Here is a 19,475-nt window from a genome sequence, read left to right as displayed (position 1 = left end):
ACCAGGACCTCGATGCCGAATCGATCTCTGGCAAGTGGTCGGTACGTGGAACACTGACCCGATGTCATCGAGCGTTCCGCGCACCGTCAAGGCGATCGACACCGCTGAACTGATGCGCTTGGACGACGAGGCGCGCGATCACGGATTCAACCGCCACCACGGAGCCGGATGGCTTGCCGCGAACGCGGATCTGTCCACCGTTCACTACCTACGGCCGGCGATGGTGCACGACGCCGGTCGGCGGCCAGAGTTCTCACCCCACTGGCGGTGCATGCTGCTCCTGCGGGTCCGCGACGGTCAGGAGGTCTTTTCGCTGTTGGATATCTGGCCCGCGTCGTTCGATCAGCTGCCAGAGTCCCTGGACGCGGCGACCAAGGCAGCTATCTCCTACCGGTTGCAGTTCGGAGGTCTGCTCACACAGGCGCAGTGGATCGGCTCGGGCGCCCCTGCGTGACCTGGCGGGGTGGCAGTGGCGCGACCGGGCGAACTGCCGTGAACTGGGCGTGCTCGTACCGGGTGGCGGAGAGCAGCAGCAGCCACTCGTCGCAGCCCTGCCACGGGTATAGGTCGGCGGCTCCGCCGCGTACGGTCCGGGGCCCGTCTCCGGTCCGTGCACGCGCGTCTGCCGGCGCGCCCGCGAATCCGGGGATCCACACATCGGCGCAGAGCTCGTTCGCCGACCCCATCGCCGCCAGCCCGAACGCGTTCTCGCCGGCAGCGGTCCGCGCCTCGTCGCCGAAGTCGTCGAGCAACTGGTCCTCGCCGGGTTTCCCGTCACCGCGGAAGGTCAGCGTGGTGGTGCCGGCCCGGGCTGCGTATTCCCACTGCGCCTCGCTGGGCACCTGGAACGGCAACAGCTTGAGCAGGTCCTCCAGGTCGTCTTCGAGCCGGGCCGTGCCGGTGTCCGTCTCGGCGTAGTCGTCCTCGTACTCGGGCAGCCAGTGCCGGACCTGTGCCACCGTCAGCGGATGCCGGGCGATCAGGAACGGCTCGACCCGCACCTCGCGTACCGGCTGTGCGTCCTCGGCGCCGGCGAGGAACGGCTCGACGGTGTCCTCGACACCGCCGCTGCGCTCGATGGCGCGTACCGCGTCCAACTCCGCGTCGGACAAGCCCATCCGGAACGAGCCGCCCGGAACCTTCCGGAACACCACGCCCGACGGGGTGTGCCGCCATGCCGGGCGCCCGGCCACGATCTCCTCGGTCCACATCGCGCCGAACGCTAGCAGCCCGGTCGCCGGTCGCCCTTTCTGACGGCCCCGCGGCTTGCGCACGGGCCCGTCGGCCGACCTCTCAGTTGTTGCTGAACGCCTGGGGGCCTAGGTCCGCCGGGTGTCCTTGACGAACACGATCCCGTCGGTGTTGGCCAGGTGGGCCGGGTCCAGCGGGGAGTAGCCGTACCAGGGGGACACGCGGGGGGCGGGCGTGGCGTCGGCGAGCGCGGCGGCCAGCCGGCGGGTGTCGACCAGGCAACGCTGCTGCGGGAGCGCGTACAGCAGTCCTTCGACGGTGTCCGGGGGTGGGACGTCCACCCCCTGGTGGCGGATCGTGCCGAGGGCCGTGGCCAGGAAGGCGTACCCCTCGCCCTGGTGGGCGCTGACGATCGCGCCGGCGCTCCACCACTCCAGCGGCAGGTCGCCCATCCGCATCGTGCTCTTGTCCCGCTGAAGGTGGCCGTTGTGGGCGTACACCAGGGTCGGGTGCCGTTCGGCGAGGGCGAGCAGGTTGGCGGCCATCATCGAAGCCCGCGAGCCCAGCAGCCTCGCCATCCGGCCCGGTGACGTGTCGGCCATCCAGAAGTGGTAGCGCAGCAGCCCGGTGGCGGTACGCCCGTACAGGCGTGCCCGGTCCCAGTCGTCCCAAGTGGACGCCGCGATCAGGTGCGGTGTCTGCGCGTCGAGCAGGGCCACCAGGTCGTCGGCGAGCAGACGCAGCTGGTTGGCCTCGGGCGTCTGCCCCACGGACTGGGACGGGTCCATCATCGCGGCGGGATTGGTCCACCGGTCGTCGGCGCCGAGCAGGCGGTCGAGCGTTTCCGCGGTGCGGGGAAGCAGGTCGGCGTCGACCCAGGCGGTGAGGTAGGCGTGGAGTGCGGTGAGTGCCTGCCGAGGGCTCGCGGCGCCGGTGATCTCCAGCGGGCCGTCGAAGCCGGCGAAGCGGAGCTGCTGTGACGGGGGCCGGCCGTCGTTGTACGCGCGCATCCAACGCACCAGCTCGCGGTTGGCCGCAGACGCGCCGAACCCGTGGCTGAAGCCGTGCTCCATGACCTCGTCGAGGGTGCCGGTGCCCGAGGTGACGTAGTCGTCCACGACCAGGCCCATCATGCAGTCGCTCTCGATTGCGATCGTCCGGTAGCCCTCCTGCTCGACGAGTTGCCGGAAGAGATCGTTTCGCACGTCGAGCAGAACGTCCTCGCCATGGGTGGGCTCGCCCAGGGCGAGCAGCCGTGGTCTGGCCGGGAGCAACCCCATGACGGTCCCAGCGTCGACGGCGTCGGTGATACCAGCAGTCATACCCTGAACGGTATCGTTGAACCGACGGTGCAAACTTTTCGTCGATTTCAACAGGAGGGCTCGGCGAAACCTTCAAAGCGAAGGCCAGACGCTTTGCGTGGCCGCAGCGCGGCTTACTGACGCGGCCGTCTCGCCTTCGGCACGGACGGCGGCGCGTGGCCGGCTGCGGCCGGTGGCGTCGAGGACGCGGTCGACTCGACTGGGACGTCTCGGGCGAGGTGGCGCAGGAGGCCCCGAATATGGTGCTTGTCCGCAGCCGAGACCGTGTCGTCGAGCAATCGTCGGCGGATGGCGCCCATGTCCGTCTCGACCTCCGCCAGTGCTCGATGGTCGGGCGCAGCGGCGGCGATCGGCATCGCGAGCGGGCGAATCGCGGCTGCGATGGAGAGCCCGAGGGTGGCGCACAAGGCTCGTACCTTTGCCAGCTCGGGGTAGTGCTGCCAGTCGCCGGCGAGCCAGCGGAACAGCGTCGAGCGGCTGACGCCGGTGTGTCGCGCGATGTCGCCGACGGTCCAACCGCGTTCGTCGCGGGCGTCGTTGACCGCCTGGCGAACGAACTCCGCGAAGGCCATCTGGGGTGTAGTGAGAGTCGTGTCCATCCTCAGACGTGTCTTCCCTCGGTCTGGTGTTGTCTCATCGTGCGGCGCTCGATGGTCGGATCTGATCGCCCGACTCAGGTAGCGGCGGCTCGAGAGGTGGTTCCGATTGATCGTCTCCCACCTGCTGGCGTCGTGCCGTGTCGGCCGGCGAGGATCCCTACTTGTTCGAGGCCGGTCAGCTACTCAACTGCCGCGCGGCGGGAGGAGGGGGTCGCCGCCTGGACCCGGGCCCGTTGGTGCCGCGCGCGGTCCGGTTGCTGGTCAGGTGTCGGGTTCACTGAGCGTGATATTGCTGCTGCGCCACAACGACCCGGCGTGATCTGGGTGCGGCTCGTCAGATCAGGTACCGTCGCCTGTCACACAGTCTTTGCACCAACCTGGCTGCCCATCACGAGGGAAGCCGAACCGGAGGGACACAGCCGTGAGGTTCCAGAGCGCAGTCCGCAGGGCCGGCCTCGTCGTGGCGATTGCCGCCCTGGCGGTGAGCGCGGGATGTGCCAAGAAGGACGACAGCGAGGTCCAGGCGAGCGGAGTCAAGCTGGTCGAGGCCGGCAAGCTGACGGTCTGCACCCACCTGCCGTACCCGCCGTTCCAGTCCAAGGACGCCAGCGGCAAGGTCACCGGGTTCGACGTCGAGCTGATGGATCTGGTCGCCAAGGAGCTGGGCGTCGAGCAGACGATCATCGACACGCCGTTCGAGGGGATCAAGTCCGGCCAGGATCTGAACACCGGCAAGTGTGACGCGGCCGCTGCCGGCATGACGATCACTGAGGAACGGCAGAAGGTGATGAACTTCTCCGACCCGTACTTCGATGCGACCCAGGCGATGCTGATCAAGACGGGCAAGCCGTACAAGGCGCTCGACGACCTCAAGGGCAAGAAGCTCGGCGTCCAGGCGGCCACCACGGGCCGTGACTACGCCCGGAAGTTCGAGCAGGAGAAGGGCCTGCAGCTCGTCGAGTTCGAAGACCTCGCCGCCCTGCAGCAGGCCGTCTCCAACGGCCAGGTCGAGGCCGCCATCAACGACCTGCCGGTCTGGACCGAGTACCTCAAGAAGAACCCGGGCGGGTTCGAGGTGGCCGCCGAGTTCGACACCGGCGAGCAGTACGGGTTCTCGGTGAAGAAGGACAGCAACCCGGAGCTGCTCAAGAAGATCAACGAGGTGCTGGCCAAGGCCAAGCAGGACGGCTCGTACAACACGATCTACGAGAAGTGGATCGGCAAGCAGCCGAGCGCGTGATCGAAGCTGACGGCAGGAGGGCGCGCGGCTCGCGCGCCCTCCTCGTACGCAACCTCCGGGAAGGCAAGGAGCGAAGAACGTGAAGCTGCGACGCCGCCAGCGAGAGCGGCTGTCCCTCTGGCTCCAGTACCTGGCCTTCATCGCCATCATCGCCACGGTGGTCTTCGCCGCCGACTGGGGCAGGCTGAAGGACGCGTTCTTCCGCGTCGACATCATCCAGTCGATGTTTCCGACGATCATCACCGTCGCGCTGCGCAACACGGTCCTCTACACGCTGGGTGCGTTCGCCTTCGGTCTCGTGTTCGGCACCATCCTCGCGCTGATGCGGCTGTCCCGGGTGGCTCCGTACCGCTGGGTGGCCACGGCGTACATCGAGCTGTTCCGGGGTCTGCCCGCGCTGCTGGTGCTCTTCCTCGTCGGGTACGGCATTCCCATCGCCTTCCCGGAGCGGGAGATCCCCGGCGGCGTCTTCGGTTCGATCGCGATCGGTCTCGGGTTGACCGCTGCGGCGTACATGGCTGAGACCATCCGGGCCGGCATCCAGGCCGTGCCGAAGGGACAGATGGAGGCGGCGCGCACCCTCGGCATGTCGCACTTCACCGCCATGCGCACGATCGTCATCCCGCAGGCGTTCCGGATCGTGATCCCGCCGCTGACCAACGAGCTCATCCTGCTCACCAAGGATTCGTCGTTGGCGTACGTGCTGGGCGTGACGGCGCAGACCATCGAGGTCACCAAGTTCGGTCGGGACATGCTGAACGACCGGGTGAACGTCACCCCGCTGCTGGTGGCCGGCCTCGCCTACCTGATCATCACCCTGCCCCTGTCCCAGGTGGTACGACGCCTCGAACTCCGATACGCCAAGGCTCGGTGACCCGCATGACGACCACACAGCCCCGCCCCGCCGTCGAGATCCGCGACCTGCACAAGTCCTTCGGGCCGCTCGAAGTGCTCAAGGGCATCGACTTCGAGGTCGGTCAGGGCGAGGTGGTCTGTGTCATCGGGCCGTCCGGGTCTGGCAAGTCGACGCTGCTGCGGTGCGTCGACCTGCTGGAGGAGCCGACCGCCGGCAAGATCTGGGTTAACGGGGTCGAGATGACCGACCCGGATGTCGAGATCGACGCGGTGCGCCGCGGCATCGGCATGGTCTTCCAGTCGTTCAACCTGTTCCCGCATCTGACCGTGCTGAACAACCTCACCATCGCCCAGCGCCGGGTGCTGCGCCGTGGCCGCGCTGAGGCCGAGCGGATCGCGCGGGACAACCTGGAGCGCGTCGGTCTGACCGACAAGGCCGACGTGTTCCCCGCACAGTTGTCCGGGGGGCAGCAGCAGCGGGCGGCGATCGCCCGGTCGCTGTCGATGGAGCCCAAGCTGATGCTCTTCGACGAGCCGACCTCCGCGCTCGATCCGGAGCTGGTTGGCGACGTGCTCACCGTCATGCGCAAGCTGGCCGAGGACGGCATGACGATGATGGTGGTCACCCACGAGATGGCGTTCGCCCGGGACGTTGCCGACCGGGTCGTGTTCATGGACGGCGGTGTGGTGGTCGAGCAGGGGCCGCCGCAGGAGGTACTCGGCGCGCCGCGGCACGAGCGGACCCGCTCGTTCCTCTCCCGGGTCCTCGACCCGACCCATGTCGCGCAGCTCGGTCAGCCCGACCAGGCTCCCGAGCCGCCGGAGCCGCCTCGCCTGCCGGCGGACGACCGCCACAACCTCTGACAAACGCTCACGTACGTCTGTCCGCCGGGCTGCCCCGACGCTGGCCGCCGGTGCGGTAGTGGTACCGGCACAGCTCGGTGAAACCGGCCCCGTCGTACAGCCGCCGCGCGGCGGTGTTGTCGGGTTGGACCTGGAGGTAAAGGTGCTCGGTGCCGTGGTCGGCGGCCCAGCGGGCGAGGGCGGCGAGGATGGTCCTGGCAGCGCCTCTGCCGCGGGCGACCGGGAGCGTGGCCATCCCGAACACGCCCGCCCAGCCGGTTTCGATGACCGCACGGCCGGCCGCGACGACACCGGCCTCGGTCAGCACCGAGGCGTACGCGCTGCGCTGGCGTACCCGGCGAAGCATGTCCCACTCACGGCCGGGGTCGCCCCCGCTGGAGTGCACCGCCAGCCAGGCGTCGAACCACGCGTCGGTCGGTTGATCGTCCAGGCGGACTCGCAGCCCATCCCCGGGTAGTCGGTCGATGACCTGCGCGGCCGGGGCCGACTGCAGCGACATCGTGCTGTCGGCGCGGTAACCGCGCTCGGCCAGCGCGTCGTCGAGGCCGACCGGGCAGGCCCCCGGGCTGATCTGGAATCGGGTGGACGTCCCGTGGCCGGCGTAGAACTCCTCAACGGATCGGATCGTGCCCGACAGGTCCGCCGGCACGGCGTCGCTGTGCGGCAGCACCGAACTGGCCCACCACGCTCCGCTGTCTCCGTACCGCAACCACCAGCCGTCGAGGTGGTCGAGGACCATCGCGGGAAAGGCCCGGGCCGCCCGTTCCTGCAAGCCTCGGACGAGGCCAGGGGGGTCAACGGCGACAACTGTCGACATGCGACCGTCTCCTCGACACCGGCCCGAACCCGAGCCCTTGGCTGCCGCTGGGGTCACTGAGCGTGGCGGATTGGCGTGCGGGACATTCATGGTCAATCGAGCGTCGTCGTGATGTCAAGGTAACCTTCTTGCAATCAGGCCTGTACTTTCGTCGATGGATTACATAAGTTGCTGTTATCCATCGAAACTTCTGAGTCTTCCGAGCAAAGTCCGCGACGAGGTCCACGCAGTCGTGCTGCCGCCCTTCATGCTCGGCGGTCGCTGCACCGTGCCCTCGTCACGGCTTCGCCCGGTGAACGGAGACCCATGGACGACAATTCCGTCGGCTCCCACCGCCACCTGTCCCGCAGATCCCTGATCGCCACCCAGGTGGCCGCGAACAACCGTATCCGCGGCGGCGTCGCCGGTGACCAGGCGGCTGCGACCACCAACCGGTCGGCCCGAGCCGCGGCCGTCCCGGACCGGGAGGACGCCGGCGATCAGCGGGCGGAGACCCGCCGTACCGTGGCGGTGCAGGAGGCCACCGCGGCCGGCGACGCCCGGCTCTAGTTGATCGAACGCCCTGACGGCACCGGGCCGGACGTCATGGGACGTCCGGCCCGGCGGCGGGGGAGGATCCAGTTGTCTGCTCGCGCAGCTGTGTCACCACAGTGCAGCATGGATCAGTTGCAGATGCTTCGGGCCTTGCGTACAAAGGCCTCCCGCGACATGATCTTCATCGTCTCGCGGCCCCTCGGTGCCAGCACCTCGTCCCGGCCGATCCGGGCGAAGTCCGCGACAGTGAAGTCTACCGATATGCCGTCATGGCGACTTGACCCGCTGAGGCTGTATCTCACCTCGGGCTCGAGTTTGGTGAGCGGTTCGACATCGACGGCCATGCCTGCCTCCTCCGCAGGGATGTCGCGGATCTCGTCGACCTCAAAACCATCCGGCGGCTGGCCGAACAGGGGAACCTCCACAACCTCGCTCATCGGTGTGCCGCTTACGCCCCACGTGATCAACGGTCGTGCACTCGCGTCGTTCCTGTTGTCGTTCTCGAACACGCCGAGCTGAGAGAAAGCACCGTCGCAGGTGACGAGAACGCCGATCGGCTCGCCATCGTGGACAGCCAAAGCGACAACCGGCTCGTCGGGCGGACTGCAGGCCGCCAGGAGTCCGAGAAGCGTAATCAGAATCCATGTACCCGCCTGTCTACGCATGGTTGCAGCATGCCCAGGTGGCATCACGCTCCGATGCCTTGGCGGTCACGATCGGCAGACAGTGTCGGCACCGAGCGGCCACCTGCCCCCGGGTAGGGACGACGCGGTGGCTTGCCTGCCGTCCCTACCATCCGGGCCATGACGTACGAGCCGATGCTTGTGCCCGACCGGAAACCCAACCGGACGACCCGTACCGTTCTGCTTGTCGTTGCCGCGGTGCTGGTGGTGTGTTGTCTCGGTGGTGTCTGTGGCGGCTTCTGGCTCTTCCGCACCGTCAACAACGCGGTCGGGCCGGCTCGCGAGGCCACTGCCGCGTACCTGGACGACGTGCAGGCCGGCAACTACCCGGGTGCCTACGGCCGGCTGTGTGAGAAGGTGCGCGACGGCATGCCGCAGGAGGAGTACACCCGGATCCAGTCCGCGCAACTGAAGATCACAAGCTACAAGATCACCGGTGCGTCGGTCTCCAACTACAACGGCCGGGTCAGCGGGGCCGTCACCGTTCAGATGGTTCAGGAGACGGGCGGGCGGTTCACGCAAACCGTTCCACTGGCCAAGGAACGCGGTGAGTGGCGCGTCTGCCAATGAATGGCCACCACCCGATGTGCGGCGCGCTGAACCGCGGTGAGCCGTGCCGTCAGTTGGCGGTGACGGTGTAGAAGGCGCTGGGGTCCGCAGCGAGAGACGCCTTGACGTTGGCGCTCCACTCGTCGGCGACGACTTCGAGTTTGCCGGCCTCGACGCCGTCGAGGGCGGCGCGGACGACCGCGGCAGGGTCGACCTTGTCGCCGTCATAGCCGGCCGACATGTCGGTGTCGGCGCTGCCCAGGTGCAGTCCGGTGACGAGGGTGCCCTGGCCGGCCAGTTCGATCCGGATTCCGTTGGTCAGGCTCCATTCGGCGGCCTTCGCCGCGCCGTAGGCGTTGGTCCCGTCATAGGAGAACCACGACAACGCGGAGAGGACGTTGAGGATCCCGCCGCCGCCGTTGCCGGCGAGCACCGGCGCGAACGCCCGCACCATGCTGAGGGTGCCGTAGAAGTGGGTGTCCATCTCCGACCGGATCTTGCTCAGGTCGCCGGTGACGAGGTTGGTCCAGGTGGAGATCCCGGCGTTGTTGATCAGCAGGGTCACATCGGAGGCGGCCGCCGCCGCGTCCTCGGCCGACCGCGGGTCGGTGATGTCCAGTCGGAGCTTCTCGACGCCGGGAACGTCGATCCGTTCCGGGTGGCGGGCCGTGGCGTACACCTTCGTCGCGCCGCGCTCCAGGAGTTGTCGGGTGAAGTGCCGACCGATGCCACGGTTGGCGCCGGTCACCAGCGCGATCGAACCAGCGATCTGCATGATTGCCTCCAGGTGGATTCGAGGTAGTTCGGTACACGGGCTACGCTAAAACCTGACGTAGACGTGAGATGCAAGCCGTGTGGCCGGCGTCACTACCAGCGGGAGGGGCCGTGCGAATTGGCGAACTCGCCACCAGGACCGGCGTGTCAGTACGGGCCCTGCGCTACTACGAGGAGCAGGCACTCCTGATCCCGGAACGCAGCAGCGGAGGCCAGCGCCACTACGACGACAGCGCGATCGAGCGGGTTCACCTGATCCAGATGCTGTACGCATCCGGGCTGTCCAGCAGGACCATCCTGGACCTCCTGCCCTGCGTCGACGCGAAGGTCAACACCCCGGAGTCCCGCGCCATGCTGAACGCCGAGCGCGAGCGCATCGACCAGCAGATCAACCAACTCCTGCAGGCCAGGGACCGGCTCGACGCGGTCATTGTTCTCAGCCAGAGCCCGGCCAGCGGTTGCACCAGGATGGAAACCGCACCTGCGTAGCACGCGAGGCGAAGCCCGTGCCGTCCCGCGTCCTCGATGCGGCGATCCGTACCCCTCGGCCGGCGGGGAAATCGCGTGCCCACCGACGCGGCCATGAGTAGCGTGCCCCCGTGCCTACTACCCGCCTACGCCCACCCTTCACCGCCGACGAGCGAAGCCAGCTGGTCGGTTGGCTGGAGATGCAGCGCGCGATCATTCGCTGGAAGTGCGAAGGACTGTCGGAGACGGACGCCCATCGCGCGGTCCTACCGGCCTCGCCCCTGATGACGATGGCGGGTCTCGTCTCCCACCTGCGGTGGACCGAACATTGCTGGTTCGAAGTCCTCTTTCTGGGCCGCCCGGCTGAGGGGCCGCAATTCGTGGACGAGCCGGAGGACGCCGACATGAGGGTCGACGGCGTTCCGCTCGCCCAACTGCTAGAGGAGTACGACCGGCAGTGCGCGGTGTCCAACGACATCGTCGCCGCCCACTCCCTGGACGACGTCGGCCGGCACCCGGACTTCCGGTCCGCGGCCGCCAGCCTGCGCTGGATGCTGATCCACATGATCGAGGAGACCGCACGGCACGCAGGTCACGCCGACACGATCCGAGAGCTGCTCGACGGCGAGAAGGGCTACTTCTGACCGATTGGGTGGCGGCGACGCCGGGCTTACGGTTGTCGACATGATGGTGCGTACGCGCTGGACGATGCCCCACTCACCGGAGGTGTTGTGGCCCGCGCTCTGCGACTCGCGCCTTGAGCTGCAACCCCGGTGCCCGGTGTTCTACCTGGGTACGCCCCGGCCGACGACGTGCCGGCTGCCCGATGGTCCCGGTGAGGTGGGCGCGGCCCGACAGTGCGTCTCGGAGCAGGGCGTGGTGCGGCAGCGGATCACCCTCTGGGAGCCACCGAGCCGGTTGGCGTTCCACATGGAGTCGACGGACCTCTACTTCCACCGTTTCGTCGACCATCTCGGGGATCTGTTCGAGCTGGAGCCTGCCGGTGCCGGCACGCGGGTCACCCGGACGACGACGGTGACGGTCCGCGGGTTCGGCCGCGTCGCGGTGGAGCCGGCGCTCTGGGTCGGGTTGAAGTCGGTACACCGCTTCGTGTTCCGGAACTGGCAGAAGATGGCGTTGTCACCCCCCGCCGCGGTGTGACGCTCCCGTACCGGCAGGGCCCCCTCTCTCGTGGTGCGAGCGCGCTCGGCCATGTTCGGGCCATCGGGACTCAGGCGGTCAGGGGCGCGGCCTCCGGTTGCCGGTCGGCTGGTGCCTGGTCGAGCGCGCGGCGGTGGACGCCGCGCGTCAGCAGGTAGCCGACCATCCAGAATTCGCCGATGGTCGCGGGAACGACCAGAGCGTCAGCGACGCCCTGTGCGTCAGGGGCGAGGTATCCGATGAATGCGCTGAGCAGGTATCCGATGCCGCCGCCGACGAGGATCCAGCCGAGCGGGCGGGGCATCCAGTTCGAGCGGAGCACGCAGCGTCCCATGGGGATGAGCCACAGGCCGAAGAACAGCCCTCCGACGCCCCACAGGTTGCCGCTGGTCAGGTAGAGGACCTGGACGGTGGCCGCCGCGTCCCCCACGGGGTCGAGCGCGATGTCGACCGCCGTGGCGAGCAGTGCTGCGCTGACGAGGACCACGACCGCGTTGATGAGGCCGAACGCGGCGATGGCGCCGGCGGCACGTGGGTCTGCGGTGCGGAACAGCCGGTAGAACCATGCGGCGGCGAGGGCCTGGGTGACGACGATGAGCAGTTCGAAGGCGACGCCGACGCGCGCGAGTGTTTCGTGCTGAACCAGATTGGCGAGCGTCGCGTTGGGGTCGTCGGCATTGAAGAGTCGCGACCGGATGAGCAGAAAGCCGAGTGCGCCGCTGATGGCGAGGGCGAGGTAGAGCAGCCCGGTCACGCGGGCGGTACGGATCAGCGCGGGCATTGGGGCTCCTTGGGGCCGTATCGGCTCGTGGAGGTGGTCGCGCTCCGGCCACCGACCTTACGGTGTAAGGCAACCATACGATGTAAGGTGCTGGCAAGAGGTGGGGGACAGGTGGCAGCGAAGGCAATTCGACAACCGCTCAGTCGTGAGCGCGTGCTGGCAGCGGCGGTCGCACTGGCGGACGCTGAGGGGATTCAGGCGCTGACGATGCGCCGCCTCGCTGCCGATCTCGGCGTCGAGGCCATGTCGCTCTACCATCACCTGCCCGCCAAGGAGGCCCTCCTCGACGGCGTCGTGGAGACCGTGGTCGCTGAGATCGTTGCCGCTGTTGGTCGTATCTCCACGAACGATGGCGATGGAGGCTGGCGAGGGCGGCTGCGCCGGCAGTTCCTCGCGGCGCGTCAGATCATGCTTCGTCACCCGTGGATGCCCGGACTGTTGGGCTCACGTCGGACCATCCCCGTCGGCCTGTACGCGTACTACGACGGGATCGTGGGCACCCTGGTCGATGCCGGGTTCTCGCACCTCCTCGCGCACCGGGCGTTGCACGCGTTCGGCAGTCTGCCTCTCGGGTTCGCGCAGGAGATCTTCAGCCCGGCGTCGGCGGGCGGGAGCCTGGAGGCCGACGTCGCGGAGGCGGACCTGGCCGCCATGGCCGAGGCGCTACCGCACCTGACGGCCATGGTGGCATCCGAGATCCACGACGTCACCGACCCCATGCTCGGTTGGTGCGACAGTCAGACCGAGTTCGAGTTCACGCTCGACCTGCTCCTGGACGGGCTGGAACGCCTCCGCGGCTGAGGGCCGAACACTGTCGGCCGCGGCGAGCCCGCGCTCGTGGAGGCGAACTCGCCGCTCCGCCCGGCCGATCGGTGTCGCCGATCAGAAGTCGTCGACGTTCACCGTCACGCGATGCTCGCTGGACTTCCAGTTGGGCACGTTGACCGCGTCGAACCCGCCGCCGCGTTGACCGACCGTGATCCGCACGATGCCGAGGTGTGCCGGCGTGGCCGGGATGAACAGGTCCATGCCGGTGATGAAGGTCTGGCTGAAGAACTCCGGCAGCGGCGCGGTCAGGTCGGTGACACCGTCGCTGCCGTCGTCGAACGCGAAGATGCCGATCGTCCGCTTGACGCGCGGCGTGTTCGCCGGGTTCAGGACATCCCGACCGTTGATCCATAGGTTGTCGCCAGCGTCACCCTGGTCGCCCCACCACTCCTTCTGCCGCTGGATGATCAGCGCCGTGTGCCGGTCGCTGGTGTCGACCAGCGCGCCGAGCCCCTCGCCCGGCCGGCTGGTCGCCAGGCGTACGAACGAGTCGGACCGCAGGAACGGCTGGAAGTAGAAGTGGTGCGTCGCCGCGCCAGCGCGCACGATCGCGAACTCGTACCGGGCTGTGGCGAGCACCGGGAACGGTCCGAACGAGCCGTCGCCGCTCAGGGGCACCCGATGCGCGGGCCGGTTCGACAGCCGACCGCCCGTGAGGGAGCTGACCGGGTAGACCTCAAGCGTCGCGTCGGTGACGCCGACGTTGCTCGGGAAGAGCGCCGCGCGGCCGGAGACCTGCGCGGTGCCGAACAGTTGGGGCACGATCCGCGTTGTCCTGGGAGCGCGACCCTGGAAGAACCGGAAGACCTCGCTGAATGACTCCGGCGACGACACGGTCTGCGTGTGGGACTGGTTCGGGAAGTACACGTTGGTCGCGCCCACGACGGCCCGCGCCGGGTCGCCCTCGCCCCAGATCGCGAGCGTGGGTACGCCTCCCGGTGGTGACGCCGCGGTTCGTCCGTCCAGGTTGACGTAGTGCGCGACGCGGGCGGCACGCACCGGTGAGCTGTTGAGGTAGCCCTGCATGACGAAGGTGCCCAGGGAGTGCGCGAGCAGGTCCACCTTGTCCGCGCCGGTCGCCGCCAGCAGCCGGGAGATCCGCGCGTCCATCCCCGCGTACACCTGGGGCAGGATCGTGGCGATGTTCGGCGAGTCGTACTCGTGCGCCTCGATGATGTCTAGCGGGTAGCCGTTGCTGGCCAGGCGCTTGGCCTGGGACTGGAACTGTGACGCCGCACCGGCGTTGCCGTGCACGAAGACCACTGGACGGTACGACGAAGTGGCGGCAGCCCCGGCGGCGTGCGGAACGCCAGCGACGGACATTCCGGCGGCGAGCGCAAGCCCGGTCATCAGGGAGAGCAATCTCCGGCGAGACGTGTGCATCGATCCTCCACCTCGGTCGACAAAGTTTATGCACTAGGAGCGCAAGTATCGTGTCAGGGTGGTGGCCGGTGGTCCATACCGCGCGTGCAGTCCTCCGACAATCGCCCGACAGGGTCGCGTGCAGCCGCCGTAGCCGGGTGTGCGATGGGATTACCATCGCCGCCCGGCCGGGCGGGCCAGCGATGGGCGTCTGTGCAACGATCGTCGGGCGTCATGCCGAACGGCCGTCCACCGGTCTCCCCGCGCACCAGTCGCGGCAGGCACGGGAGAGGGCGCCTCACCTCGTACCCCTTGGAGAGCACGATGTCCCTCTCCCCGGCTCGGGTCTTCGCCGCGTTGAACGCCGTGCGACCCCCCGACCAGGCGCTCCCGATCCTGGACAAGGCCGTCGTGGTCGGCGGCAGTATCGCCGGCATGCTGGCAGCGCGGGTGTTGTCCGACTACGCGGAGAGCGTGGTCATCATCGACCGCGACGACCTACAGACGGCCGGCGAGCGGCCCGGCGTGCCACAGGGGACGCAACTGCACGCGTTGCTGCCCGGCGGCTTCCTCCAGTTCGAGCAGCTGTTTCCGGGATTCCGCGAACAGGCACTGGCCCAGGGGGCGATCGAGGCTCCACCCGCGGCCCGGCGAAACTACCTCGACGGCCGCCTGAAGGTTGTCGTTCCCAACGACGCCGACAGCCTGGTGGGCAGCCGGCCTCTCCTGGAGAGGCTGATCCGTGAGCAGGTGCTTCGACTGCCCAACGTCAAGGTGGTCACCGCCCGCGCCACGGGTCTGGTGTTCGACGGTGCCGAGGTCACCGGGGTCCGCTACGACGTCGATGGGGTGTCCGGCGTCGAGGGCGGTGATCTTGTGGTGGATGCCATGGGGCGTTCGAGCAGGCTCTCCGAGTGGCTGGGGCAGGCCGGCTGGGAGCGGCCCGTCACGCGGCGGATGACCGTGCACCTGAACTACGCGACCGCCCTGTTTCGTCGCCACGAGGCGAACCCCGATGCGGCGGTCGTCCTGGCAGTGCACAGCCCGGAGATGTCGTCGGATGTCGCCGGCGCGGCATTCTTCGCCATCGAGGGTGACCGGTGGATGGCCATGATGGTCGGGTACGGGGACAGCCGCCCGGGGCGTATCGCGGAGGACTTCGTGCGCCGGCTGCGGGACCAGTTCCCGCCGGAGTTCGGCGAGGTCGCCGCAAACGAGATGCTCGGCGACGTCCAGACCTACCGCCATGCCGACAGCCGGCGACGGGACTTTCATGCGGTGAAGCGGTTCCCGGCCCGGCTCGTCAGCGTTGGCGACGCCGTCGCGTCGTTCAACCCGGTGTACGGGCAGGGGATGACGGCGGCGGCCCTGCACGCGGCCTGTTTGTCGAAATACCTGAGGACGAACCCGGACCTGAGCGTGCCCGCGCGCCAGTACCTCGCCCTGCAGAAGATCGTGGTCGACGCGGCCTGGTCGTTGTCGACCTCCGCCGACCTGGCGCTGCCCCACGTCGACGGGCCCTACCCACGTGGCTACCGGGTCTCCAGTTGGGCCAGCAGGCAGATCATCGCGGCGACGGTCACCGACGTGACGATCGCGCGGCGGTTCAACGAGGTCGTCTCGTTGCGGGAACATCCGCGTTCGCTGGCGTCACCCGGCGTGATTCTGGGCGCCCTGCGCGCCAACCGGCGAGCGCGCTGATCGGAGCGTTATCGCGGGAGCTTGCGAAGGATGTCGACGACGAAGCGGTGGTCGTCCAGTTGCGGAAGACCGGAGACACCCACCCAGCCCACCACGCCGGTGCCGCGAACGCGCAGCGGCACCGCACCTCCGGCGGCCGCGTACCGGGAGGCCGGCAGGCCGTACTTCTCCGTCAGCGTCGTCTGCTTGTCCTGGCACAGCCGGGCCATGTACAGCGACGAGTGCTCGAACCGCATCACCACGCGTCCCTTGCGGCGCAGCCACGCGTCGTTGTCCACGGTCGAACCAGGCAGACCGCAGTGGAAGAGCTGACGCCCGGCCCGCCACACACCCACCGCGACCGGGAGCCGCTGCTCGCTCGCGGCGGCGACGGCCAGCATGCCCAACTCGTACGCGTCGGTCTCCGACAGGCCCGGCAGCTCCAGCTCGATCTCCTCACGCTGCAGCTCGTCCAACGTCGGCCAGGCGTCACGGTCAGATGGCATGCGTACCTTCTCCTCATCGAGTGGCGGCCGCCCCGGGTGTGGGTAGGGCCGCGTGTGCGTACCTGGTGATTGTCGCAAACCCGCTGGACGCGCCGTGGCGGGTGGAAGCGCCGATCACCAGGCGCAGGGCGCGTAGTCCTTCAGGAAGCAGCCGTAGAGGTCTTCGCCCTGCTCGCCACGGACGATCGGGTCGTACACCCGGGCGGCTCCGTCGACCAGGTCCAGCGGGGCATGGAAGCCCTCGTCCGCCAGTCGCATCTTCGTCGGGTGGGGTCGCTCATCGGTGATCCAGCCGGTGTCGACGCTGGTCATCAGGATGCCGTCGGTCAGCATCTCCTGGGCGCTGGTCCGGGTCAGCATGTTCAGCGCGGCCTTGGCCATGTTGGTGTGCGGATGCCCCGGCCCCTTGTACCCGCGGCCGAACTGCCCCTCCATCGCCGACACGTTCACCACGTACTTGCGGCGGGCCTTCGCTGCGGCCATCGCCGGTCGTAGCCGGCTGACCAGCATGAACGGCGCCGTGACGTTGCACAGCTGCACTTCGAGCAGCTCGACCGGGTCCACCTCGTGCACCCGCTGCACCCAGCTGTTGACCGAGTCGAGGTCCGGCACGAGACCGCCGGCGTCGATGGCCGTGGACGCCGCGATCCGCTCCGGCGAGGCGGAGCCGCTGGTCAACGCCAGTGCGGTGAGCGCGTGCGGGGTGAGCGCGGTCGACTGCGGCCCGGCGGTCAGGCTGCCCACCGGCGCGCCCTGGCCGCCCGGCTTGGCGAACGTGATCAGCTCCGGCAGCGGGCCGTCCGGCAGGGCCGCGGCCTCCGCGGCGACGAGCTGCGCGTACGCCCCGGGCGAGCGGCGGACGGTCTGCGCCGCATTGTTGATCAGGATGTCGAGTGGACCCTGGCTGCTGACCGAATCGGCGAGGGCGATCACCTGGGCGGGGTCGCGCAGGTCGATCCCGACGATCCGCAGGCGGTGCAGCCAGTCCGCGCTGTCGGGCATCGCGGCGAACCGGCGGACCGCGTCGTGCGGGAACCGCGTGGTCACCGTGGTGTGCGCGCCGTCACGCAGCAGCCGCAGCGCGATGTACATGCCGATCTTCGCCCGGCCGCCGGTGAGCAGCGCCCGCCGGCCGGTCAGGTCGGTGCGGGCGTCCCGGCGCTCGCGGTTGAGCGCGGCGCAGGAAGGGCAGAGCTGGTGGTAGAAGGCGTCCACCTCGCGGTATCGCTGCTTGCAGACGTAGCAGCCACGCGGATTGTGCAGGAGCCCGGCCGTGGCACTCGCGGTGGGAGAGGCGAGCGGGATGCCCTGGGTCTCGTCGTCGATCCGGCCGGGGGCACCGGTGGCGGTGGCCGCCGTCACGGCGCGGTCGGCTGCCGCGATGGCGTCGCGCCGCTCCTCGCGTCGCCGCTGCTTGATCACCTTGTAGAGCTTCGCGGTGGCCCGCTGCACCCGCACCACGTCGGGGTGATCGGGAGGCAGGGCCTCCAACGCTTCGAAGACGCTGAGACAGGTCTCCAGCCGGCTCCGGTCAATCGCGTGCTGACCGTTTTCGGTAATGTCGTCCGCCGTCATACGTCTCTGTCTCGTCCCGTTCCTGTACCGGATTCCGCCCGGCCCACCTCACGTCCGACCAGGAACTGTACGCACCGTGCGGCCTCCGACGCATCCCGCGCCGCCTTGTCGGCCAGCCGCACCTGAGGATCGGTCCGCACCGGCACTCTGGTCACCGGTGGGCCCGCGGAGGCCGGCAGCGTCGGCTCTGCCTGAGCAGTGCGTCGATCTGGGTGCCGAGTTGGTCCGGATGGCGTATCGGGGCGGGAAACCTCAGCCGGATGTCCCGGTCGCAGTTCAGCAGTTCGAGTCGTAGCACGAGGCCGTGGCGGTCCAGCCGCAGCGGGCGGACCATACGGACGCCGTGCAACTGGTGGGGATCCACCAGCCGGCACAGTCGTTCGACCGTGTGCGGGTGGTGATGGTCGAGGTGGCACAACAGCTCGGCTTCGGTGGCGGCCAGCGGGTCGGGCTGGGCAGTGGTGAAGTCGGTCGGGTCGATCGCGGTGGTGCCCTCGCTGGTGGTCAACTCGGCGGTGGCGAGGTCGAGAACGGTCACCAGTTGGTTGTCCTCGGCGTCACAGTCGATGGTGTCGGCCGGGCTCAGCCAGCCGGTGAGCGTGCCGCGTGCCCGGACCCGGTCGCGTACCGGGGTGGGTGCCAGGTCGGTCACCTCGATCATCGCCACCGTCTCCCGCTGGTGGGCGATGTCCTGCGCCATGCGGCAGCCTGCCGGCAGCTCGACCCGTACCCGCCCGTCGCCGGTGACGGAGTGCCGGCCGGCGATGTCCGCCCGATAGCCCGGTGTGTGCAGGCCCAGGGACTGGGCGGCGACGAGCATCGATCGGAGCCGGCTTGCCGGGCTGTCTGTCGCGTCCGTCATGTCGGTCGGCTGGTTGCTCAACCCGATCACCTCCTAATAAGGTAAGGCTTACCTTAGTTGAGAGGTGAAGGATGAATCAGACCCGCCCCAAGGTCAAGCGCTCCCGCGCGTTGGGCATCGCCCTGACTCCGAAGTGCGTGCGGTACTTCGAACGCCGTCCGTTCCCGCCGGGTCAGCACGGCCGTGCCCGCCGTACCACCAGTGACTACAAGGTCCGCCTGTTGGAGAAGCAGCGCCTCAAGGCGCAGTACGACCTGCACGAGGGCCAGCTACGGCGCGCGTTCGACCGGGCCGTACGCCGGCCGGGCAAGACCGGTGAGGAGTTGATCGTCGACCTGGAGACCCGGCTCGACGCGCTGGTGCTGCGGGCAGGTTTCGCGCGCACGATCTATCAGGCCCGCCAGGTCGTCACCCACCAGCACCTCACAGTGAACGGTCGTCGGCTGGACCGGCCGTCGGCACGGCTGAGCCCCGGCGACGTCATCGCGGTGGCGGACCGGAGCCGGGGCAAGGCCCCGTTCGTCGTGGCGGCGGCCGGAGCGCACGCCCCGGAGCGTCCCGCGCCGTATCTGGAGGTCAACCTGACCGGTCTGACCGCACGCCTGGTCCGGGTTCCGCTGCGGACGGAGGTTCCGATCCTCTGCGACGAGCAGCTCGTCGTCGAGTACTACTCGCGCTGACCACTCGGGCCGGTCCGCATCCAGGACCGCGACGGTGGGCCGGTACGCCCGTCGGTCCAGGTATCCGGCCCGGCGCGACCGGGGGGCCAGTCCACCGACCCGGGACCCGACGGCGACGGTGATCGCCCGGGCGACGGCGGTGAC

22 protein-coding genes and 1 pseudogene are annotated in these 19,475 nt (G+C 68.9%); 12 read left to right on the top strand and 11 right to left on the bottom strand.

Annotated elements, in window-relative coordinates; all coding sequences use genetic code 11:
* Positions 1-61: 61 nt before the first annotated feature.
* Positions 62-454: a hypothetical protein gene (locus ACFY29_RS32935; protein WP_386992359.1), complete on the top strand. Its 393-nt coding sequence runs from the start codon at positions 62-64 to the stop codon at positions 452-454.
* On the opposite strand, the gene ACFY29_RS32930 is transcribed toward ACFY29_RS32935, so the two are convergent.
* The 3 genes and pseudogenes from ACFY29_RS32930 to ACFY29_RS32920 form a co-directional block, all read right to left on the bottom strand.
* Positions 414-1,211 carry a formylglycine-generating enzyme family protein gene (locus ACFY29_RS32930; protein WP_386992357.1) on the bottom strand — a complete coding sequence of 266 codons (798 nt, stop codon included), beginning with the start codon at positions 1,209-1,211 and terminating at the stop codon, positions 414-416. The two genes, ACFY29_RS32935 and ACFY29_RS32930, sit on opposite strands and share 41 nt — an antisense overlap.
* Positions 1,212-1,319: 108 nt before the next feature.
* Positions 1,320-2,513: an erythromycin esterase family protein gene (locus ACFY29_RS32925; protein WP_386992355.1), complete on the bottom strand. Its 1,194-nt coding sequence runs from the start codon at positions 2,511-2,513 to the stop codon at positions 1,320-1,322.
* 209 nt (positions 2,514-2,722) lie between these two features.
* Positions 2,723-3,112 (bottom strand): annotated as a pseudogene (locus tag ACFY29_RS32920) (multiprotein-bridging factor 1 family protein); the annotation flags it as partial.
* A 421-nt stretch (positions 3,113-3,533) separates the two neighbouring features.
* Here ACFY29_RS32920 and ACFY29_RS32915 point away from each other — a divergent pair.
* The 3 genes from ACFY29_RS32915 to ACFY29_RS32905 all read left to right on the top strand — a co-directional run bounded on the left by ACFY29_RS32915 (position 3,534) and on the right by ACFY29_RS32905 (position 6,071).
* Entirely contained in the window at positions 3,534-4,352 is an 819-nt protein-coding gene (locus tag ACFY29_RS32915) for a basic amino acid ABC transporter substrate-binding protein (RefSeq protein ID WP_355602958.1), read from the top strand.
* 79 nt (positions 4,353-4,431) lie between these two features.
* Positions 4,432-5,226 carry an amino acid ABC transporter permease gene (locus ACFY29_RS32910; protein ID WP_328417759.1) on the top strand — a complete coding sequence of 265 codons (795 nt, stop codon included), beginning with the start codon at positions 4,432-4,434 and terminating at the stop codon, positions 5,224-5,226.
* Between the two features lie 5 nt (positions 5,227-5,231).
* Positions 5,232-6,071, top strand: coding sequence for an amino acid ABC transporter ATP-binding protein (locus ACFY29_RS32905; protein WP_386992352.1), 840 nt, complete (start codon positions 5,232-5,234; stop codon positions 6,069-6,071).
* Between the two features lie 7 nt (positions 6,072-6,078).
* Here the strand turns inward: ACFY29_RS32905 and ACFY29_RS32900 are convergent, their stop codons facing one another.
* The gene (locus ACFY29_RS32900; RefSeq protein ID WP_386992350.1) at positions 6,079-6,888 is read right to left on the bottom strand and encodes a GNAT family N-acetyltransferase; all 810 of its coding nucleotides are present in this window, start codon (positions 6,886-6,888) and stop codon (positions 6,079-6,081) included.
* 306 nt (positions 6,889-7,194) lie between these two features.
* On the opposite strand from ACFY29_RS32900, the gene ACFY29_RS32895 reads away from it, so the two are divergent.
* Positions 7,195-7,437 carry a hypothetical protein gene (locus tag ACFY29_RS32895; protein WP_386992348.1) on the top strand — a complete coding sequence of 81 codons (243 nt, stop codon included), beginning with the start codon at positions 7,195-7,197 and terminating at the stop codon, positions 7,435-7,437.
* Between the two features lie 113 nt (positions 7,438-7,550).
* Here ACFY29_RS32895 and ACFY29_RS32890 read toward each other — a convergent pair whose 3' ends face one another.
* Positions 7,551-8,087, bottom strand: a complete 537-nt coding sequence (locus ACFY29_RS32890; RefSeq protein WP_386992346.1) for a hypothetical protein — start codon at positions 8,085-8,087, stop codon at positions 7,551-7,553.
* A gap of 138 nt (positions 8,088-8,225) precedes the next feature.
* Here ACFY29_RS32890 and ACFY29_RS32885 point away from each other — a divergent pair, with 138 nt between their 5' ends.
* On the top strand, positions 8,226-8,675 hold the full coding sequence (locus ACFY29_RS32885; protein WP_386992345.1) for a hypothetical protein: 450 nt from the start codon (positions 8,226-8,228) through the stop codon (positions 8,673-8,675).
* Positions 8,676-8,724: 49 nt separating this feature from the next.
* Here ACFY29_RS32885 and ACFY29_RS32880 read toward each other — a convergent pair whose 3' ends face one another.
* Positions 8,725-9,429, bottom strand: coding sequence for an SDR family oxidoreductase (locus tag ACFY29_RS32880; RefSeq protein WP_386992343.1), 705 nt, complete (start codon positions 9,427-9,429; stop codon positions 8,725-8,727).
* A 110-nt stretch (positions 9,430-9,539) separates the two neighbouring features.
* Between ACFY29_RS32880 and ACFY29_RS32875 the strand changes: the two genes are divergently transcribed.
* From ACFY29_RS32875 to ACFY29_RS32865, 3 genes are all read left to right on the top strand, one after another.
* On the top strand, positions 9,540-9,917 hold the full coding sequence (locus tag ACFY29_RS32875) for a MerR family transcriptional regulator (protein ID WP_386992341.1): 378 nt from the start codon (positions 9,540-9,542) through the stop codon (positions 9,915-9,917).
* A gap of 110 nt (positions 9,918-10,027) precedes the next feature.
* The gene (locus ACFY29_RS32870) at positions 10,028-10,540 is read left to right on the top strand and encodes a DinB family protein (RefSeq protein WP_328417740.1); all 513 of its coding nucleotides are present in this window, start codon (positions 10,028-10,030) and stop codon (positions 10,538-10,540) included.
* Positions 10,541-10,580: 40 nt separating this feature from the next.
* Entirely contained in the window at positions 10,581-11,057 is a 477-nt protein-coding gene (locus tag ACFY29_RS32865; RefSeq protein WP_386992339.1) for an SRPBCC family protein, read from the top strand.
* 70 nt (positions 11,058-11,127) lie between these two features.
* Here the strand turns inward: ACFY29_RS32865 and ACFY29_RS32860 are convergent, their stop codons facing one another.
* A complete protein-coding gene (locus tag ACFY29_RS32860) occupies positions 11,128-11,838 on the bottom strand; it encodes a DUF4386 domain-containing protein (RefSeq protein ID WP_386992337.1) in 711 nt (236 codons plus the stop codon).
* A 111-nt stretch (positions 11,839-11,949) separates the two neighbouring features.
* Between ACFY29_RS32860 and ACFY29_RS32855 the strand changes: the two genes are divergently transcribed.
* On the top strand, positions 11,950-12,639 hold the full coding sequence (locus ACFY29_RS32855) for a TetR/AcrR family transcriptional regulator (protein WP_355603127.1): 690 nt from the start codon (positions 11,950-11,952) through the stop codon (positions 12,637-12,639).
* Between the two features lie 81 nt (positions 12,640-12,720).
* Here ACFY29_RS32855 and ACFY29_RS32850 read toward each other — a convergent pair whose 3' ends face one another.
* Positions 12,721-14,049 carry an alpha/beta hydrolase gene (locus ACFY29_RS32850; RefSeq protein ID WP_386992335.1) on the bottom strand — a complete coding sequence of 443 codons (1,329 nt, stop codon included), beginning with the start codon at positions 14,047-14,049 and terminating at the stop codon, positions 12,721-12,723.
* A gap of 84 nt (positions 14,050-14,133) precedes the next feature.
* Here ACFY29_RS32850 and ACFY29_RS32845 point away from each other — a divergent pair, with 84 nt between their 5' ends.
* A complete protein-coding gene (locus ACFY29_RS32845) occupies positions 14,134-15,729 on the top strand; it encodes an FAD-dependent oxidoreductase (protein WP_386992333.1) in 1,596 nt (531 codons plus the stop codon).
* An 8-nt stretch (positions 15,730-15,737) separates the two neighbouring features.
* Here ACFY29_RS32845 and ACFY29_RS32840 read toward each other — a convergent pair whose 3' ends face one another.
* The 3 genes from ACFY29_RS32840 to ACFY29_RS32830 all read right to left on the bottom strand — a co-directional run bounded on the left by ACFY29_RS32840 (position 15,738) and on the right by ACFY29_RS32830 (position 18,651).
* Complete coding sequence (locus tag ACFY29_RS32840) at positions 15,738-16,214, bottom strand: heme-degrading domain-containing protein (RefSeq protein ID WP_386992331.1); 477 nt, start codon at positions 16,212-16,214, stop codon at positions 15,738-15,740.
* A 114-nt stretch (positions 16,215-16,328) separates the two neighbouring features.
* On the bottom strand, positions 16,329-17,789 hold the full coding sequence (locus ACFY29_RS32835; protein WP_386992329.1) for an SDR family NAD(P)-dependent oxidoreductase: 1,461 nt from the start codon (positions 17,787-17,789) through the stop codon (positions 16,329-16,331).
* A gap of 151 nt (positions 17,790-17,940) precedes the next feature.
* Positions 17,941-18,651, bottom strand: coding sequence for a DUF2470 domain-containing protein (locus tag ACFY29_RS32830; protein ID WP_386992559.1), 711 nt, complete (start codon positions 18,649-18,651; stop codon positions 17,941-17,943).
* 71 nt (positions 18,652-18,722) lie between these two features.
* Between ACFY29_RS32830 and rpsD the strand changes: the two genes are divergently transcribed.
* The gene (rpsD, locus tag ACFY29_RS32825; RefSeq protein WP_355602924.1) at positions 18,723-19,331 is read left to right on the top strand and encodes a 30S ribosomal protein S4; all 609 of its coding nucleotides are present in this window, start codon (positions 18,723-18,725) and stop codon (positions 19,329-19,331) included.
* Positions 19,332-19,475 lie beyond the last annotated feature (144 nt).

This window comes from Micromonospora sp. NPDC000668, assembly GCF_042897975.1.
Taxonomy (GTDB): Bacteria; Actinomycetota; Actinomycetes; order Mycobacteriales; family Micromonosporaceae; genus Micromonospora.
The sequence above is the reverse complement of the archived record's forward strand: the minus strand, read 5'-3'. Positions and strand labels throughout refer to the sequence as shown.

What these genes read in the sequence shown, in the direction of transcription:
- ACFY29_RS32905 (WP_386992352.1), top strand. Translation starts at nt 5,232, where the DNA reads ATGACGACCACACAGCCCCGCCCCGCCGTCGAGATCCGCGACCTGCAC.
- ACFY29_RS32900 (WP_386992350.1), bottom strand. Translation starts at nt 6,888, where the DNA reads ATGTCGACAGTTGTCGCCGTTGACCCCCCTGGCCTCGTCCGAGGCTTG.
- ACFY29_RS32880 (WP_386992343.1), bottom strand. Translation starts at nt 9,429, where the DNA reads ATGCAGATCGCTGGTTCGATCGCGCTGGTGACCGGCGCCAACCGTGGC.
- ACFY29_RS32885 (WP_386992345.1), top strand. Translation starts at nt 8,226, where the DNA reads ATGACGTACGAGCCGATGCTTGTGCCCGACCGGAAACCCAACCGGACG.
- ACFY29_RS32895 (WP_386992348.1), top strand. Translation starts at nt 7,195, where the DNA reads ATGGACGACAATTCCGTCGGCTCCCACCGCCACCTGTCCCGCAGATCC.
- ACFY29_RS32935 (WP_386992359.1), top strand. Translation starts at nt 62, where the DNA reads ATGTCATCGAGCGTTCCGCGCACCGTCAAGGCGATCGACACCGCTGAA.
- ACFY29_RS32850 (WP_386992335.1), bottom strand. Translation starts at nt 14,049, where the DNA reads ATGCACACGTCTCGCCGGAGATTGCTCTCCCTGATGACCGGGCTTGCG.
- rpsD (WP_355602924.1), top strand. Translation starts at nt 18,723, where the DNA reads ATGAATCAGACCCGCCCCAAGGTCAAGCGCTCCCGCGCGTTGGGCATC.
- ACFY29_RS32840 (WP_386992331.1), bottom strand. Translation starts at nt 16,214, where the DNA reads ATGCCATCTGACCGTGACGCCTGGCCGACGTTGGACGAGCTGCAGCGT.
- ACFY29_RS32835 (WP_386992329.1), bottom strand. Translation starts at nt 17,789, where the DNA reads ATGACGGCGGACGACATTACCGAAAACGGTCAGCACGCGATTGACCGG.
- ACFY29_RS32890 (WP_386992346.1), bottom strand. Translation starts at nt 8,087, where the DNA reads ATGCGTAGACAGGCGGGTACATGGATTCTGATTACGCTTCTCGGACTC.
- ACFY29_RS32925 (WP_386992355.1), bottom strand. Translation starts at nt 2,513, where the DNA reads ATGACTGCTGGTATCACCGACGCCGTCGACGCTGGGACCGTCATGGGG.
- ACFY29_RS32865 (WP_386992339.1), top strand. Translation starts at nt 10,581, where the DNA reads ATGATGGTGCGTACGCGCTGGACGATGCCCCACTCACCGGAGGTGTTG.
- ACFY29_RS32930 (WP_386992357.1), bottom strand. Translation starts at nt 1,211, where the DNA reads ATGTGGACCGAGGAGATCGTGGCCGGGCGCCCGGCATGGCGGCACACC.
- ACFY29_RS32860 (WP_386992337.1), bottom strand. Translation starts at nt 11,838, where the DNA reads ATGCCCGCGCTGATCCGTACCGCCCGCGTGACCGGGCTGCTCTACCTC.
- ACFY29_RS32830 (WP_386992559.1), bottom strand. Translation starts at nt 18,651, where the DNA reads ATGACGGACGCGACAGACAGCCCGGCAAGCCGGCTCCGATCGATGCTC.